Below are 14401 nucleotides of genomic sequence, written 5' to 3' on the forward strand. Positions count from 1 at the left end.
TATGTGCGTACACTTGTTCTCGAATGTTTTATACGTTATAATAACAACTTAAATAGCATTATTTACATATGAGGTGAAAAACATGAACAAAACAGAATTAATTAAAAACGTAGCACAAAATGCTGAGATTTCTCAAAAAGAAGCTACTGTAGTTGTACAAACTGTAGTAGAATCAATCACTAACACTCTAGCTGCTGGTGAAAAAGTACAACTTATCGGATTCGGTACATTCGAAGTTCGCGAAAGAGCTGCTCGTACAGGCCGTAACCCACAAACTGGTGAAGAAATGCAAATCGCAGCTTCTAAAGTACCTGCTTTCAAAGCTGGTAAAGAACTAAAAGAAGCTGTAAAATAATGAAAAATAGCCTTCTCGTTTACGAGAGGGCTATTTTTTTCATTACATAATTAATAAAAATCTGACCATTATGCTGTTTCTTTTGTTCCTTTATGCACATAAAGCCTTTATTTTAACTTCACTCTTTGCAATCGTAATGCATTTAATACGACCGATACAGAACTAAATGCCATCGCTGCTCCTGCAACCCAAGGCGCTAAGAAACCAAGCGCTGCAATCGGGATTCCTAAGCCATTATAAGCTAGTGCCCAGAATAAGTTTTGCTTAATATTTCTTATCGTCATCTTACTCATAAAGATTGCATCGGCAATACTATTTAAATCACCACGGATTAACGTAATATCTGCCGCTTCCATCGCTACATCCGTTCCTGTTCCAATCGCCATACCAATATCCGCCGTTGCAAGTGCTGGAGCATCATTTATTCCATCTCCAACCATTGCTACTTTTTTACCTTGCGCTTGCAGTTGTTTCACTTCTTCTGCTTTTCCTTCTGGTAATACTTCTGCGATTACGTGATCAATACCTACTTGCTTAGCGATTGCCTGAGCAGTTTGTGTATTATCTCCTGTAATCATAACAACGTCTAGACCCATTTTCTTAAGTCTTGCGATTGCTGCTTTTGACGTATCTTTTACAGTATCTGCAACGGCAACTATACCAGCATATTCTTTATTGATCGCAATAAGCATTGCTGTTTTTCCTTCTCGTTCTAACTCTTCCATTGATTTAGAAACTTCTTCAATATCAATATTGAATTTCTTCATTAATCGGCGTGTACCAATTAATAATTGCTCCCCTTCTACAACTGATTCAATACCAAATCCAGGAATCGCTTCAAATGTTTCTGAACTTGGAATATCAATTTTCTTTTCTTTAATTCCATCTACAATCGCTTCTGCAAGTGGGTGTTCAGAATTTTTTTCTGCCGCACCTACTAAACGTAGTATTTCTTCTTCATGGAATCCATCTGCTACAATTACATCTGTTAACACAGGCTTCCCGTTTGTCACAGTACCTGTTTTATCTAGAATAACTGTATCTAATCGATGCGTTGCTTCTAAATGCTCTCCGCCTTTAAATAAAATACCATACTCAGCTGATCTTCCTGATCCAGCCATAATAGATGTAGGCGTTGCAAGACCTAATGCACATGGGCAAGCGATAACAAGTACTGCTATCATTTTCTCAAGTGCTCCGCCAAAATCACCTGGTGTAACAAAGATCATCCACACTGCAAATGTAATAATCGCGATTCCAACTACAACTGGTACAAAAATACCAGAAATTTGATCAGCTACCCTTTGAATAGGAGCTTTTGAACCTTGTGCCTCTTCTACTACTTTAATAATTTGAGCTAATGCAGTATCTCTTCCTACCTTAGTTGCTTTCACTTTTAAAAATCCATTTTTATTCATTGTAGAACCGATTACTACATCCCCAATTGTTTTATCAACTGGAATACTTTCACCTGTTAACATCGATTCATCTATTGCTGACTTTCCTTCTACAATCTCACCATCTACTGGAATTTTTTCACCAGGCTTTACATAAACGATATCACCAGCTACTACTTCTTCGATTAAAATTTTCATTTCTGTTCCATCTCGCACAACTGTAGCTGTCTTTGCCTGTAAACCCATCAACTTTTTAATTGCCTCTGATGAACGTCCCTTTGCTTTTGCTTCAAATAATTTACCTAAAATAATTAGTGTAATAAGTACCGCGCTCGTTTCAAAATATAAATCTGTCATATGCTCCGAAGAACCGATAGATTGAATGCTTAAATATACACTATAGAAATAGGCAGCCGACGTTCCAAGTGCCACAAGAACATCCATGTTAGCACTTTTATTACGTAACGCTTTATAAGCTCCAACATAAAACTGTCCACCAATGATAAATTGAACTGGCGTTGCAAGAGCCATCTGCACCAAAGGGTTCATAAGCATATCAGGTAAATAAATAAACGATGTAAATGAGAAGTGACTTACCATTGCCCACAGTAACGGGAATGATAAAATAAACGAAACGATAAACTTCTTCTTTTGTCGCTCAATTTCTTGTAAGCGATGATCAGTTGATCCATCTTGCTCATCTGATTTCAATTCCAATTTATATCCTAATTTCGTAATTGCACTCTTCATTTCATTTACATTAATTTCATCAGGATTAAAATCTACTGTAGCCGATTCCAAAGCGAAATTTACTGTCGCTTCGTTCACGCCTTCTAACTTATTTAAACGCTTTTCTACTCTATTCGCACATGCTGCGCATGTCATTCCTGAAACAGTAAATTCAGCTTTATCACTTACAATTCCATATCCTAACGATTCAACTTTTTCCTTAAATTGTTGCGGATTTGTTTTTTGGGGATCATACATTATTTTTGTTTTTTCAAGTGCAAAATTTACATTTGCATCATGAACACCTTCTACTTTTTTTAGGCCTTTTTCAATTCTATTTGCACATGCGGCACATGTCATTCCTGATATTTGAAGATTGGCCTCTTTTTGTTCATTCATGTCTCTCACCTCTATATACCCTTATGAGGTATAATTATTAGCAAAATAAATCGTACTTTCTATAAAGTACGATTTATTTCCATATCTAAAAATAATTATTGAACATCATATCCTTGATCTTCAATTACAGCAACGATATCTTTTAACTTTACAACTGATGAGTCGATAGTAACTTCAACAGTTCCTTCTGTTAATTGAACTTTCACTTGTTCAACACCGTTTAGTTCTTTCACACTACTTTCGATAGCATTTACACAATGTCCACAAGACATACCTTCAACTTGTAATGTTAACTGTTCCATTTAAAATCCTCCTCTTGTTTCTTCATTGTTTGTTAATCACAATTACATATTACCATACCCCCCTAAGGTAATCAATAGTTTTGTATCATGATTTTTCAATTATTTTCTAAAAGTTTATTTTACATACACTTTTCACATCAATACCCCGAAACCTTATATGAAAGTAAACAAAAAACAAGCTAGTACGTAACTGGCTTGTTTTTACGCTTTTGAAAAACGTTCAAATACTGTCATTAATTCTTCAATTGCTTCGTCACCATTACCATCTTTAATTGCACCTGAAACACAATGACTTGTATGGTTTTTTAATACACCCATTCCTACTTTTTTCATCGCTGCATTAATCGCTGAAATTTGTACTAAAATATCCACGCAATACCGATCGTTTTCAATCATATTTTGAATACCCCGAACTTGCCCTTCAATTCTCTTTAATCTATTTATAATTTGCTCTTTTTCTTTTTCTGATCTATGTGTTACTGCTTCATGCTCTTTATGCCCCATATTATCACCTTCTTAAAGTTTCTCTTCATCCAATAAAACAATTACTTTTACGAGTATACCAATTATAGCATTAAATATCCATGCATGATACCCCATATGAGTATATTTCCACTTTATGATTATTTTTAATACATTGTTAGCTTCTCAGTCTCAATTTTCATTATACCCTTTCCTTTTTTCAAAAAACAATAATAAGCGGGGATTTTCCATCCCCGCTTATTATTCATTCCCAAATATAAAAGCCTCAATCTTCACACATGTAAATTGAGACTTTTTCTTCCTATATATAATTATTGCTGATCACATACTTTTGTATCATTCACTACTGAAGTTCCTTCAACGGTTACCGTATGAAAACAGTCATTTACACGAACAGTCACAACGTTATCTTGCCGATCAATAATATGATATTCATTAAAATTTTTATTCAGAGCACTGCGAATTTGTTCTCCTTCATAAATTGGAATGCCATGTGATAAAACCCAAATAAGCCCAGCAATAGCAAGAATAGTTTTCATACGATCTACCTCCTTGAGAATATAGTGAACTTTTCATCCGTGCTTTTTCAGCTCTACGAATCATAATTGGAATGAACCAAGCCTTTTCGGAAATAAATTCATTTCGTCTATTTTATGTTTATGCTAATTGTGAACGAATTGTGACAACTTTTTGTCTCTTTAGACGAAAAATTGAAACAAAACTTTCAAAAAGGACAATTCTACTTACGCAAACAAAAGGCTATGGAGAATTTCCCCATAGCCTTTTGTTTACATTTATAATTAGACGATCATTTCATTATGTTTAATAGTAAGTGTTTCAATTTGAATGGTAGCATGTTCAATATGAAACTCTTGTTTTAACATATCAATAATATTTTGAAGTACTTCTTGATCATCCTGTTTTTTATCAATCATTACATGGACGCTTAATGCATCTAATCCAGATGTAATTGTCCAAATATGAAGATCATGTAAATCACGTACACCTTTTACTCCTTTAATCGCTTGCTTTACTTTCTCTAGTTCAATTGCAACGGGTGTACCCTCCATAAGTATATGAATGGAATGTTTTGTTACTCCCCACGCGCTCTTTAAAATTAATAAAGCAACAACTACTGAAATAATTGGATCTGCAATATACCATGAGAATAATGACATAAGTACACCAGCTACTAACGCTCCCACTGATCCTAAAGCATCTCCAAGAACATGTAAATACGCGCTACGTAAATTCACATTATTTTTCACATCACCTTGTCTCATAAGTGCCCATGCACTAATTAAATTTGCTAGTAAACCAATTGATGCGATTAACATCATTGGACCACTTGCAACAGTTGGTGGTTCAAAAAAACGACCAACTGCTTCCCATACGATAAGCCCCGCTACAACAAATAACGTAACTCCATTAATTAATGCTGCTAAAATCTCAAAACGATAATATCCATACGTTTTTTTAGAAGTAACTGTTCTAGCTGCCAATCCAATAGCAATTAAACTTAATAATAATGAACTTGTATCACTTAACATATGGCCTGAATCAGATAATAAGGCCAAACTATTTGTGACTAGTCCCCCGAAAAATTCAAGGAACATAATAGTTGCTGTAATTACTAAAGCTGTAATTAATCCTTTTCTATTTCCTTTCCTGCTTTCCTCAAAATGATGATGTCCATGTGAATGCCCATGAGCATGTCCATGATGTTGGTGACCGTGATGATGTCCCATATAAATGCCTCCTTTTAATTTTGTCTTTCATAATTCCTCTATTAAATTTTTACTTTCTTTATAAAGTGAAACTTCAATTAGTGGGGGTCTTACTGCCCATTAAAGTGGGATAAATGGCTCTTTTTTGACCTGAATTGAACTTGTTGGGCAGCCGTCACTTGCCGCCAACATTGCTTGCAAGAAAGTTTTTGGTATACCCACTATTCCTTGATTGTTATCTAATACACCAAATGATTTCCCCCTTCCGTCTAATTGATATATATCAGGTGCTATAGAAGTACATAATCCACATGACTTACAATTCTTTTTATTTACGACCGTATAATGTAACACTATTAATCACCTCTATTGTTAATATACAATACATAGGTAGGGTATTATAAATCGTTTATTTCACACCTGTTTTTCTTCTAAAGTTTCTATTTCCCTATTTAAATAATAATGGCCTATCGGTTTTAAATCGTTATCCAATTCATAAACTAATGGTGTTCCTGTTGGAATGTTTACATTTTCTATATCTTTATCTGAAATTTGATCTAAATGTTTTACTAAAGCACGTATTGTATTTCCATGGGCTGCAATAATTACTTGTTTACCAGCTTTTACGTTAGGAGCTATCTCTTCATTCCAATATGAAACAACTCGTTTCTCTGTATCTTCTAGGTCTTCTGTAAGAGGGAACTCATAATCTTTTATATCTCTATATTTCGGATGTGCTGCTTCATATCTTTCATCATCTTTTGTAAGTGCTGGTGGGCGTACATTTGTTGAACGTCTCCATAAGGTTACTTGTTCATCGCCATATTTTCTTGCTGTCTCTTCCTTATTTAACCCTTGAAGTGCACCGTAATGTCGCTCATTTAATTTCCATGTTTTATAAACAGGTATCCACATCAAATCCATTTCTTCGAGAGTAATCCATAAAGTACGCATCGCTCTTCTCAAAACAGATGTATATGCGATATCAAATGAGAAACCACTAGCTTTCAGCATTACTCCGGCTTCTCTTGCTTCTTCCAAACCTTTACTAGATAAATCAACATCCGTCCAACCTGTAAACCGATTTTCAACATTCCATTCACTTTGTCCATGTCGTATTAAAACTAACTTTACCATACTTATTATCCCCTCTCCCTTGAAAGTTGCATTTTCATAAAGAAGTATCTTTATGAAAATGCATTGTTACATATTTAGTTCTTTTTTGCTTATTTCACTACTATGACTAAACGCTAATTCAATTAATCCATTTACGTGGGAGTCATCTAATGAATAAAAAACAAGTTTCCCCTCTTTACGCTTTTTCGCTAATCCTATCGTTTGTAATAGTCTTAAGTGGTGTGATGCTGTTGCGATACTACTATGAATAATACTTGCGACATCGCGTACGCAAAGTTCCTTTTCTGTATACAACGCATAAGCAATTTTTAAACGTGTTTCATCTGCAAGTGCCTTAAACATTTTTGCTACACTACTTATATTTTCTTTCTCTAGCATATCACTTGCATGTTTTACTTTTTGCTCATCATGATAACAAAGTTCACAATGTTCTTCCTTCATATGTAACACCTCTTGTTCAAATATATATTTGATTATGTATGTAGTATACCTTATAAATAAGAAACATTCAAATATTTATTTGAATGTTTCTCGTTTATATTAAATTACTCGCATTCTCACTAGCTTTTTAATTGATGGATACGTTGCTTTTAAACAATAATGAAAAAAAGGTAAGCAATCGCTTACCTTTTCCCTCTTCTATATGTGACTAACAAACCTCAATCCTTTACTTAAAGAAGTCGGCACAACAGACGCGTGATTCTCCCCTTCAGCTTCATAAAACGTAAATCTAAACTGATCGTGTTTCACTTGGAAAAGGCGCTCTGATAATTCCTTTGCCTCTACAACCATATGCTCTCGTTCTAGTGAACCCACTGTAAGAAATACTCCTGTTTTAACCTTTGCATTGTTTAATTCACTTATAAGATTCTCTTCTTTTTCAAGCACAGATTGGTTATTCCACCAAATCGACGGGCTACTTATAAAATAATTTTGAAAAGCATTTAGATTTGTAAATAATATATGTAAAGCAAATAGACCACCTAAAGAATGCCCAAATAGTGTTTGCTTTCCTTTATCAATTTCAAAATTCTTTTCAATTTGCGGCTTTAATTCTTCTTCAATAAAAGTAAAAAAATGATGTGCTCCTCCTGTTTTAGGCCACGGTTTACCGTCTGGCTTTAAAGGTGCATCATTTGAAATTACGCTAGGCGTAAAATCATAGCATCTTTCTTCACCTGAAAATGCCCCTTCAATCGGATAGCCAATACCTACTATAATGGCTGGTGAAACACCTGTTTTTTCTGCTCTAACTGATTGTATTTTAACAGCTTCATGGAATGTTTGAAAAAAGGCATTGCCGTCTAATACGTATATAACAGGATACCCTGACTCGGGTGCTGGCTGCCTCGGCTTTGAAATATAAATTTGATATTCGTTACCTTCTAATTTTGAATACATGTTCCACTGTTCTGTATTAGATGTTTTAATCTGCTGTTTTTCAATAGTAGTATTCACCCTATATCCCCCCTTTTAACTTGTTACATATATTTCCACTTTTTCTTCTTGAGATACAACGCTATCATAACCGAAGCAAACAGGAGCCCCGTTATACGGATCGATCATGACACGCGCATCAATATGAAATACTTCTTTTAATACTTCATTTGTAATAATCTCTTCTGGACTACCAGTTGTAACAATCTCCCCTTCCTTCATTGCAATAATTTCATCTGAAAACCTTGCTGCATGGTTAATATCATGTAGTACCATAACAACCGTACAATTATGTTCTTTATTTAACTTCTCCACAATTTGTAATACATCTAATTGATGAGACATATCAAGATATGTAGTTGGTTCATCTAGTAGTAACACTTCTGTCTCTTGTGCTAAAGCCATTGCTAGCCATACCTTTTGTCGTTGACCACCTGATAAATTTGCAATTTGTCTCGTTCGAAATGCAGAAGTTTTCGTTATATCTAATGCCCAGTCAATCATCTCTTTATCTTTTGAAGTTAACTTATTTACATTATTTCGATGTGGATAACGTCCATAAGAAATTAATTCTTCTACTTTAAGCTCTCCTGGCGCGATTGGAGTTTGCGGGAGTAAAGCTAACTGCTTCGCAATTTCTTTCGTTGGAATTGTATTTAGATCTTGCCCTTGCAAATATACTTTACCACTCTTTTGCTTTAAAATTCTTCCCATTGTTTTTAACAATGTTGATTTGCCGCACCCGTTTGGCCCTATAATTGTCGTTACTTTTCCTTCTTGTATTTCCACATTTAAATCGCGAAACACTGTAAGCTTTTCATAACTCGTTTCTAAATTTTTTGCACTTAAAATACTCACTTTTATTCCTCCTCTTACGCTTTCGCCTTATAAAGTAAATATAAGAAATACGGTACACCGACAATAGAAATAACGATTCCAACTGGTAACTCTACAGGTGTGAAAACTGTTTTTGCAATAAAGTCTGAAGCAATTACAAGAAACATTCCGATTACTCCGCACGTAGGAATGATATGCTTATGCTGAATACCGACAAGTCTTTTCGCTATATGCGGTGCCATTAATCCAATAAAACCAATACTCCCTGAAACAGCAACACATGCGCTCACAAGTCCGATACTACTTAATAGTAAAATTGATTTCTCTCTTTCTAGCGAAACACCTAAACTTGTAATACTCGTTTCTTCCAACTGAAATAAATCTAATAAATAAGCTTTCTTTTGTATGAGAGGAATTAATATGATAAGCCACGGCAACATGGCAATAATGTACTTCCAGTTTGCACTATATATACTTCCGGACACCCATACTGCAGCCATTTCAAAATCAGTTGACTTCATTTTGAGTGATAAATACATAGAAAATGCCCCAAATCCTGATCCAATTGCAATCCCTGTTAATAAAAGTCGCTGCGAATCTAACTTACCGTTTTTCCAAGAAAACAGATAAATGATGATAGCTGCACCTAATCCACCTACTAAACCAAACATTGGCATCATCATAATAGAAACCCAGTCTGTGCTTTTTAATTGTCCTTGGAAGAAAAACATAAAAATGACGATTGCTGTTCCTGCTCCGGCATTAACCCCTAAAATACCTGGGTCTGCCAATCCATTTCTCGTAATCCCTTGAATAACAGCACCTGCAACACCGAGACCTAATCCTACTAATCCAGCAATTATGATGCGCGGGAGACGGAACTCAAAAATAACTAAATCATGGTCTGGTACTGGATCTATTCTAAAGAGTGTTTTAAATACATCTGTAATCGTAATATCAAACGTACCATTCGTTAAACTAATATAAATAGCACATAGTATTAAAAATATAAGTATCCCCATCGTCATTCCGAAACGTTGATTTGAGCTTTTAAGCATGTCTCTCTCCTCCTCTTGTCCGGATTAAATACAGGAAGAAAGGAATTCCAATTAAAGATGTTACGACTCCAATCGGCGTTTCAAATGGATAATTTACAAATCTACTTAAAACGTCACATAACGCTAGAAAAACGCCGCCAATAACGCCTGCACATGGTAAAATCCACTTATAATCTACTCCAATTATAAAGCGAGTAATGTGCGGAATAATTAAACCTACAAAACCTACTTTCCCCACTAAAGCAACTGCTGTTCCTGTTAAAAAGATTACTGATAAAATAGCCATTGCTTTAACTAGTTTTGTACGCTGCCCTAGGTTAATAGAAACTTCTTCTCCTAAAGAAAGAATCGTAATAGATTTTGATATTAACAGTGCTAAAACTATTCCAATTACCCCAAAAGGTATTGTGATTTTAATTATATTAGGATCAACTTGATCTAACTTTGCATTAAACCAAAAACTAACATTTTGAGAAATTTGGAAATATGAAGCCATCGCGGCCGATACACTACTTAAAAATGTTCCAATAACCGTTCCGATAATTGCCAACCTAACTGGCGATAAGCCATTTTGAAGGAGTGAACCAAAACCAAATACGATACCGGCTCCTAATGCAGAACCAATCATTGAACATACAACCATACCAATCGATGACATTCCTGGAAGAAAAATCATACAAAGTGTAATAACAAAAGCTGCCCCATCCGTCACACCCATAATAGAAGGGGATGCAAGATAGTTTCTTGTCATCCCCTGCATAAGTGCTCCTGATATGGCTAGAAATGCTCCAACTAAAAGAGCTGCAACTACCCTTGGTAAACGTGAAGTAATAATGATATTATGATTTACATCACTTGAATCAAAATGAAATAACGCGTTCCACACCGTTTCAGCATCAATACTTTTCGCCCCATACAAAATAGAAAGTATAACTGTAAATAAGATGAGTATGGGTGCTATACATAATATGGTTACTGGTACTGCATTTGTTTTCTGCATATCATTCAACGCACCTTACTTAAAATATTATTTAGATAAATTTTTCACTGCTTCTTTTAAGAATGCTGTTTTACTCCAAGCAGTACCACCTTGTGCCATTGGATCCACAACGTTTACAAATACTTTCTTTTCTTTCGCAGCATTCATACTTTGCCAAATTGGATTACTTTCAATTTCTTCTAGCACTTTCGGGTTTTTATTTTCAGTTGTTTCATATTGTAAGAAAATATAATCCGGGTTAAGTTCAGCAAGTTTTTCAAATGAAATCTTCTCTTGTGCTTTTACAGTTTTTAATTGTTCTGGAGCAGTTAGCCCAAGATCTTTATAAATTACAGGGTTGAAGTATACTCCTTCTGGATATAGGAATAATTCGTTTGCCCTTAGTCTAATAACAAGTACTTTTTTGTCTTTTAACTTATCTCCTAGTTTTGCTTTTGCTTTTTCAGCGTCCGCATTGTAATCTTTAATAATTTTTTCCGCTTTATCTTTTTTGCCAGTTAATTCTCCCATTAACTTTAAGTTATCTTCCCAATTTGTTGAAACATGTGATACCGGGAATGTAGGAGCTACTTTCGTAAATTTTCCAGCTGTTTCTGCTGGGAATTTCGTACTTGATGTAATAACATCTGGCTTTAATTGAAGTAATGTTTCGAAATTTGGTTCCATTTTCTCACCAACAGATTTTGCACCCTCTAAATCTTTCTCAAGATACTTCGGTAATTTACCACCAACAGTAATTGCACCTACTGGCTTAATACCAAGTACCGCCGCATCTTCCATTGACTCTAAACTAGCTGTCGCAATTTTATCTACTTTTGCTGGCACTGTATATTCTTTACCTAAATATGTAATTTTTCGTTTTTCGTCTTTTTTCGTCTCACTAGCCTTTGTCTGTTGTGTTTTTTCTCCTGAAGTTTTATCTGCACTATTACATGCTACTAGCCCTACGCTTAAAACTGTAACCATCCCTAATGTAAATAACTTCTTATTCATCTTTATACATCTCCTCTCGAATTTTCAAAACTATATTCTCAATAAAATTTAACTATATGAAACTTGTCTTACATATATTTCATTAGATTAATAATTCTATCCAGAACTCATTCGCGTTCACTTCCCCTAAGCTATAATTCTTTTATACCTCATCCATTGATAATCATTTTAATTGATAATGATTATCGTTACTAAGTATATATTTAATACGCAATTATTTCAAGAAAGATTTGAAAAATTTTAACAAAATGAATAAAAAAGAAGTATCCGCCTAATGTTAGGGGGATACTTCTTTTTTTAGAAATTTATATGTAATTCAACTGGGCCATGGTCTGATTCCATTACTTCACTATTAATTTTCGCCTCTGTTATTTTGTCTTTCATTCTTTCGGAAACAACAAAATAATCTAAACGCCATCCAATATTTTCACCTTTGTAATCTTGCTCTTACATTTGTGAATACATACATACGCACTTTATTCAGGTTATACTAATTTCAGAGGTGATGTTCTTTGTACAATGAAGGAGTTACGTTAACAAATGAGCATTGGCAAGCGATTATTCATAATGATTCTTCCTATGATAGCAAGTTCTTTTATGCTGTGAAATCAACCGGAATCTTTTGCAGGCCATCATGCAAATCAAGAATACCGAATAAAAACAATGTACGAATTTTTCATCATGCAGAGCAAGCGTTAAGTGAAAATTTTCGCCCGTGCAAACGTTGTAAACCAAATGGGCTCACTTTACCTAATGAAGAGTGGGTAGAACAAATTAAAAAGTATATCGAAAAACACTTTGATGAATTATTAACTCTCGACATACTTGCGGAAATGTGCCATGGTAGCTCATTTCATTTACAACGCACTTTCAAAAAAACGACAGGAATAAGTCCTATAGAATATATACAACAGTTCAGAATTGTTAAAGCGGCAGAACAACTATTACAAACAAATCAATCCATTAAAGAAATTAGTAATGCTGTTGGGATAGAAAACCCAGAATATTTCGCAACTTTATTTAAAAAGAAAACCGGATTTACGCCTACTGCATATCGAAAAAAGAATGAAATGAAAGAGGGTTACAATAATGAATTCCTACAAAAATGATTATATATATTGGACGCTACTTACACATGAAAATTGGCAATTTCATATTGCTGCAACTGAAAATGGACTATGTTTCATTGGATCACAAGATGAGACCTTTGAAGAATTAAATATATGGGCTAGAAAAAAGCTACCCCAACATATATTGATCCATAATCCAGATTACTTACAAGTATATACAAAAGAAATTATCGAGTATTTAGAAAACAAGCGAGAAACTTTTGCATTCCCTATCGATGCTTACGGAACTGAATTTCAATTATCTGTTTGGAATACAGTACGTGAAATTCCTTATGGGAAAACATATTCTTACACAGAAATTGCCGAAAGAATTCAAAAATCTAAAGCGGTGCGTGCCGTTGCTACTGCTATTGCGGCTAACCCACTTCTTATTACGATTCCTTGCCATCGTGTTATTGGAAAGAATGGGAAACTAACTGGCTTTAGAGGGGGATTAGAAATGAAGAAAGAATTGCTTACATTAGAAAAGTCACAGGTAGAATTCTTATGACAGCAGAATATAGTAACGCATTAACTTTAGCAGTGCCAACAGAATTTAGTTTCCAAGAAAATTTACGCTACCTATCACGTTCTAACAATGAATGTATGTTTCACATTGAAGACAACAAAATTTATAAAGTTATCTCTGTTCACAATGTAAATCCTTTAGTTGCAATTAGTATGAATACAGATGAGCATATTCAAATACGTTTTTTAGAAGAATTATATACATCTGAAGAATCGATACACGAATCTGTAGCTAACTATGTGAAGGATTGGTTTGATTTAACTACTGATTTAGCTCCCTTTTATACATTGGCTAAACATGATGTACTCCTTCAAAGACCAATTGAACAATATTATGGACTTCGTACTTTAGGTATTCCAGACTTATTTGAAGCACTTTCCTGGGGAATTATCGGTCAGCAAATTAACCTCACATATGCTTATACGCTAAAAAGAAGATTAGTCGAACACTTTGGAAATTATGTAGAATGGAACGATAGAAAACATTGGATATTCCCTTCTCCTGAAACGATTGCCAATTTACATGTAGAGGATCTCAAAAACTTAAAAATGACGACTAGAAAATGTGAATCTTTAATCGGTATTGCAAAGCTTATTACAGAAGGAAAACTATCAAAAGAATCTTTACTGCAAATACAAGATGTGAAACAAGCTGAAAAACAATTAACCGCTATACATGGTATAGGACCGTGGACTGCCAACTATGTTTTAATGCGCTGTTTACGCTTTCCTTCTGCCTTTCCAATTGACGATGTTGGCTTGCACAATGCAATTAAATATATAACAGGTTCCGAAAGTAAACCGACTAAACAGGAAATAAAAGATTTTGCGGCAAATTGGATGAACTGGGAGTCTTACGCAACTTTTTATTTGTGGCGAGTATTATACTAAAAAACCAAGTAGCACATCT

The 14401-nt window shown here is 34.5% G+C and carries 17 protein-coding genes and 2 pseudogenes; 4 read left to right on the forward strand and 15 right to left on the reverse strand.

Features of this window, described 5'->3' with window-relative positions:
- Positions 1 to 82 precede the first annotated feature (82 nt).
- Positions 83 to 355, forward strand: a complete 273-nt coding sequence (locus tag ACTFRN_RS01280; RefSeq protein ID WP_001043904.1) for an HU family DNA-binding protein — start codon at positions 83 to 85, stop codon at positions 353 to 355.
- A 19-nt stretch (positions 356 to 374) separates the two neighbouring features.
- On the opposite strand, the pseudogene ACTFRN_RS01285 reads toward ACTFRN_RS01280, so the two are convergent.
- The 15 genes and pseudogenes from ACTFRN_RS01285 to ACTFRN_RS01355 all read right to left on the reverse strand — a co-directional run.
- Positions 375 to 467, reverse strand: a pseudogene (locus ACTFRN_RS01285) (GNAT family N-acetyltransferase); the annotation flags it as partial.
- A complete protein-coding gene (locus ACTFRN_RS01290; RefSeq protein ID WP_088106448.1) occupies positions 463 to 2880 on the reverse strand; it encodes a heavy metal translocating P-type ATPase in 2418 nt (805 codons plus the stop codon). The gene ACTFRN_RS01290 and the pseudogene ACTFRN_RS01285, both read right to left, overlap by 5 nt.
- A gap of 95 nt (positions 2881 to 2975) precedes the next feature.
- Complete coding sequence (gene copZ, locus ACTFRN_RS01295; RefSeq protein WP_000436978.1) at positions 2976 to 3182, reverse strand: copper chaperone CopZ; 207 nt, start codon at positions 3180 to 3182, stop codon at positions 2976 to 2978.
- A 201-nt stretch (positions 3183 to 3383) separates the two neighbouring features.
- Positions 3384 to 3686 (reverse strand): metal-sensing transcriptional repressor, encoded by a 303-nt coding sequence (locus tag ACTFRN_RS01300; RefSeq protein WP_000509876.1) that lies wholly within the window; start codon positions 3684 to 3686, stop codon positions 3384 to 3386.
- Positions 3687 to 3976: 290 nt separating this feature from the next.
- Complete coding sequence (locus ACTFRN_RS01305) at positions 3977 to 4204, reverse strand: hypothetical protein (RefSeq protein ID WP_000849103.1); 228 nt, start codon at positions 4202 to 4204, stop codon at positions 3977 to 3979.
- A 261-nt stretch (positions 4205 to 4465) separates the two neighbouring features.
- Positions 4466 to 5413, reverse strand: a complete 948-nt coding sequence (locus tag ACTFRN_RS01310; RefSeq protein WP_000509825.1) for a cation diffusion facilitator family transporter — start codon at positions 5411 to 5413, stop codon at positions 4466 to 4468.
- A 99-nt stretch (positions 5414 to 5512) separates the two neighbouring features.
- Positions 5513 to 5746, reverse strand: coding sequence for a ferredoxin (locus ACTFRN_RS01315; RefSeq protein ID WP_000903572.1), 234 nt, complete (start codon positions 5744 to 5746; stop codon positions 5513 to 5515).
- 60 nt (positions 5747 to 5806) lie between these two features.
- On the reverse strand, positions 5807 to 6529 hold the full coding sequence (gene gpmA, locus ACTFRN_RS01320) for a 2,3-diphosphoglycerate-dependent phosphoglycerate mutase (RefSeq protein WP_000240143.1): 723 nt from the start codon (positions 6527 to 6529) through the stop codon (positions 5807 to 5809).
- Between the two features lie 66 nt (positions 6530 to 6595).
- A complete protein-coding gene (locus tag ACTFRN_RS01325) occupies positions 6596 to 6970 on the reverse strand; it encodes an ArsR/SmtB family transcription factor (RefSeq protein ID WP_000656811.1) in 375 nt (124 codons plus the stop codon).
- Between the two features lie 198 nt (positions 6971 to 7168).
- A complete protein-coding gene (locus ACTFRN_RS01330) occupies positions 7169 to 7987 on the reverse strand; it encodes an alpha/beta hydrolase (protein ID WP_001098329.1) in 819 nt (272 codons plus the stop codon).
- A 15-nt stretch (positions 7988 to 8002) separates the two neighbouring features.
- The gene (locus ACTFRN_RS01335; protein WP_000025777.1) at positions 8003 to 8824 is read right to left on the reverse strand and encodes an ABC transporter ATP-binding protein; all 822 of its coding nucleotides are present in this window, start codon (positions 8822 to 8824) and stop codon (positions 8003 to 8005) included.
- 14 nt (positions 8825 to 8838) lie between these two features.
- Positions 8839 to 9861: a FecCD family ABC transporter permease gene (locus ACTFRN_RS01340; RefSeq protein WP_000920433.1), complete on the reverse strand. Its 1023-nt coding sequence runs from the start codon at positions 9859 to 9861 to the stop codon at positions 8839 to 8841.
- Positions 9854 to 10861, reverse strand: coding sequence for a FecCD family ABC transporter permease (locus ACTFRN_RS01345; RefSeq protein ID WP_001173062.1), 1008 nt, complete (start codon positions 10859 to 10861; stop codon positions 9854 to 9856). The genes ACTFRN_RS01340 and ACTFRN_RS01345 overlap by 8 nt, the downstream gene beginning before the upstream one ends.
- Positions 10862 to 10888: 27 nt before the next feature.
- The gene (locus ACTFRN_RS01350; RefSeq protein ID WP_001035517.1) at positions 10889 to 11854 is read right to left on the reverse strand and encodes an iron-hydroxamate ABC transporter substrate-binding protein; all 966 of its coding nucleotides are present in this window, start codon (positions 11852 to 11854) and stop codon (positions 10889 to 10891) included.
- A 297-nt stretch (positions 11855 to 12151) separates the two neighbouring features.
- Positions 12152 to 12289, reverse strand: a pseudogene (locus ACTFRN_RS01355) (exodeoxyribonuclease III); the annotation flags it as partial.
- 77 nt (positions 12290 to 12366) lie between these two features.
- Here ACTFRN_RS01355 and ACTFRN_RS01360 point away from each other — a divergent pair.
- From ACTFRN_RS01360 to ACTFRN_RS01370, 3 genes are read left to right on the forward strand one after another with little or no spacing between them, the layout of a single operon-like run.
- Complete coding sequence (locus ACTFRN_RS01360) at positions 12367 to 12963, forward strand: bifunctional transcriptional activator/DNA repair enzyme AdaA (RefSeq protein WP_000282156.1); 597 nt, start codon at positions 12367 to 12369, stop codon at positions 12961 to 12963.
- A complete protein-coding gene (locus ACTFRN_RS01365) occupies positions 12944 to 13474 on the forward strand; it encodes a methylated-DNA--[protein]-cysteine S-methyltransferase (RefSeq protein ID WP_001089809.1) in 531 nt (176 codons plus the stop codon). Before ACTFRN_RS01360 ends, ACTFRN_RS01365 begins: the two co-directional genes overlap by 20 nt.
- Positions 13471 to 14382, forward strand: coding sequence for a DNA-3-methyladenine glycosylase family protein (locus ACTFRN_RS01370; protein WP_049112241.1), 912 nt, complete (start codon positions 13471 to 13473; stop codon positions 14380 to 14382). Before ACTFRN_RS01365 ends, ACTFRN_RS01370 begins: the two co-directional genes overlap by 4 nt.
- The last annotated feature ends 19 nt before the right edge of the window (positions 14383 to 14401 follow it).

The sequence above is a fragment of the Bacillus cereus group sp. MYBK245-2 genome (assembly GCF_051916145.1).
GTDB classification, from domain to species: Bacteria; Bacillota; Bacilli; order Bacillales; family Bacillaceae_G; genus Bacillus_A; species Bacillus_A pacificus.

Coding starts and splice junctions, on each gene's coding strand:
- ACTFRN_RS01280 (WP_001043904.1), top strand. CDS start 83: ATGAACAAAACAGAATTAATTAAAAACGTAGCACAAAATGCTGAGATT.
- ACTFRN_RS01290 (WP_088106448.1), bottom strand. CDS start 2,880: ATGAATGAACAAAAAGAGGCCAATCTTCAAATATCAGGAATGACATGT.
- copZ (WP_000436978.1), bottom strand. CDS start 3,182: ATGGAACAGTTAACATTACAAGTTGAAGGTATGTCTTGTGGACATTGT.
- ACTFRN_RS01300 (WP_000509876.1), bottom strand. CDS start 3,686: ATGGGGCATAAAGAGCATGAAGCAGTAACACATAGATCAGAAAAAGAA.
- ACTFRN_RS01305 (WP_000849103.1), bottom strand. CDS start 4,204: ATGAAAACTATTCTTGCTATTGCTGGGCTTATTTGGGTTTTATCACAT.
- ACTFRN_RS01310 (WP_000509825.1), bottom strand. CDS start 5,413: ATGGGACATCATCACGGTCACCAACATCATGGACATGCTCATGGGCAT.
- gpmA (WP_000240143.1), bottom strand. CDS start 6,529: ATGGTAAAGTTAGTTTTAATACGACATGGACAAAGTGAATGGAATGTT.
- ACTFRN_RS01325 (WP_000656811.1), bottom strand. CDS start 6,970: ATGAAGGAAGAACATTGTGAACTTTGTTATCATGATGAGCAAAAAGTA.
- ACTFRN_RS01340 (WP_000920433.1), bottom strand. CDS start 9,861: ATGCTTAAAAGCTCAAATCAACGTTTCGGAATGACGATGGGGATACTT.
- ACTFRN_RS01345 (WP_001173062.1), bottom strand. CDS start 10,861: ATGCAGAAAACAAATGCAGTACCAGTAACCATATTATGTATAGCACCC.
- ACTFRN_RS01350 (WP_001035517.1), bottom strand. CDS start 11,854: ATGAATAAGAAGTTATTTACATTAGGGATGGTTACAGTTTTAAGCGTA.
- ACTFRN_RS01365 (WP_001089809.1), top strand. CDS start 12,944: ATGAATTCCTACAAAAATGATTATATATATTGGACGCTACTTACACAT.
- ACTFRN_RS01370 (WP_049112241.1), top strand. CDS start 13,471: ATGACAGCAGAATATAGTAACGCATTAACTTTAGCAGTGCCAACAGAA.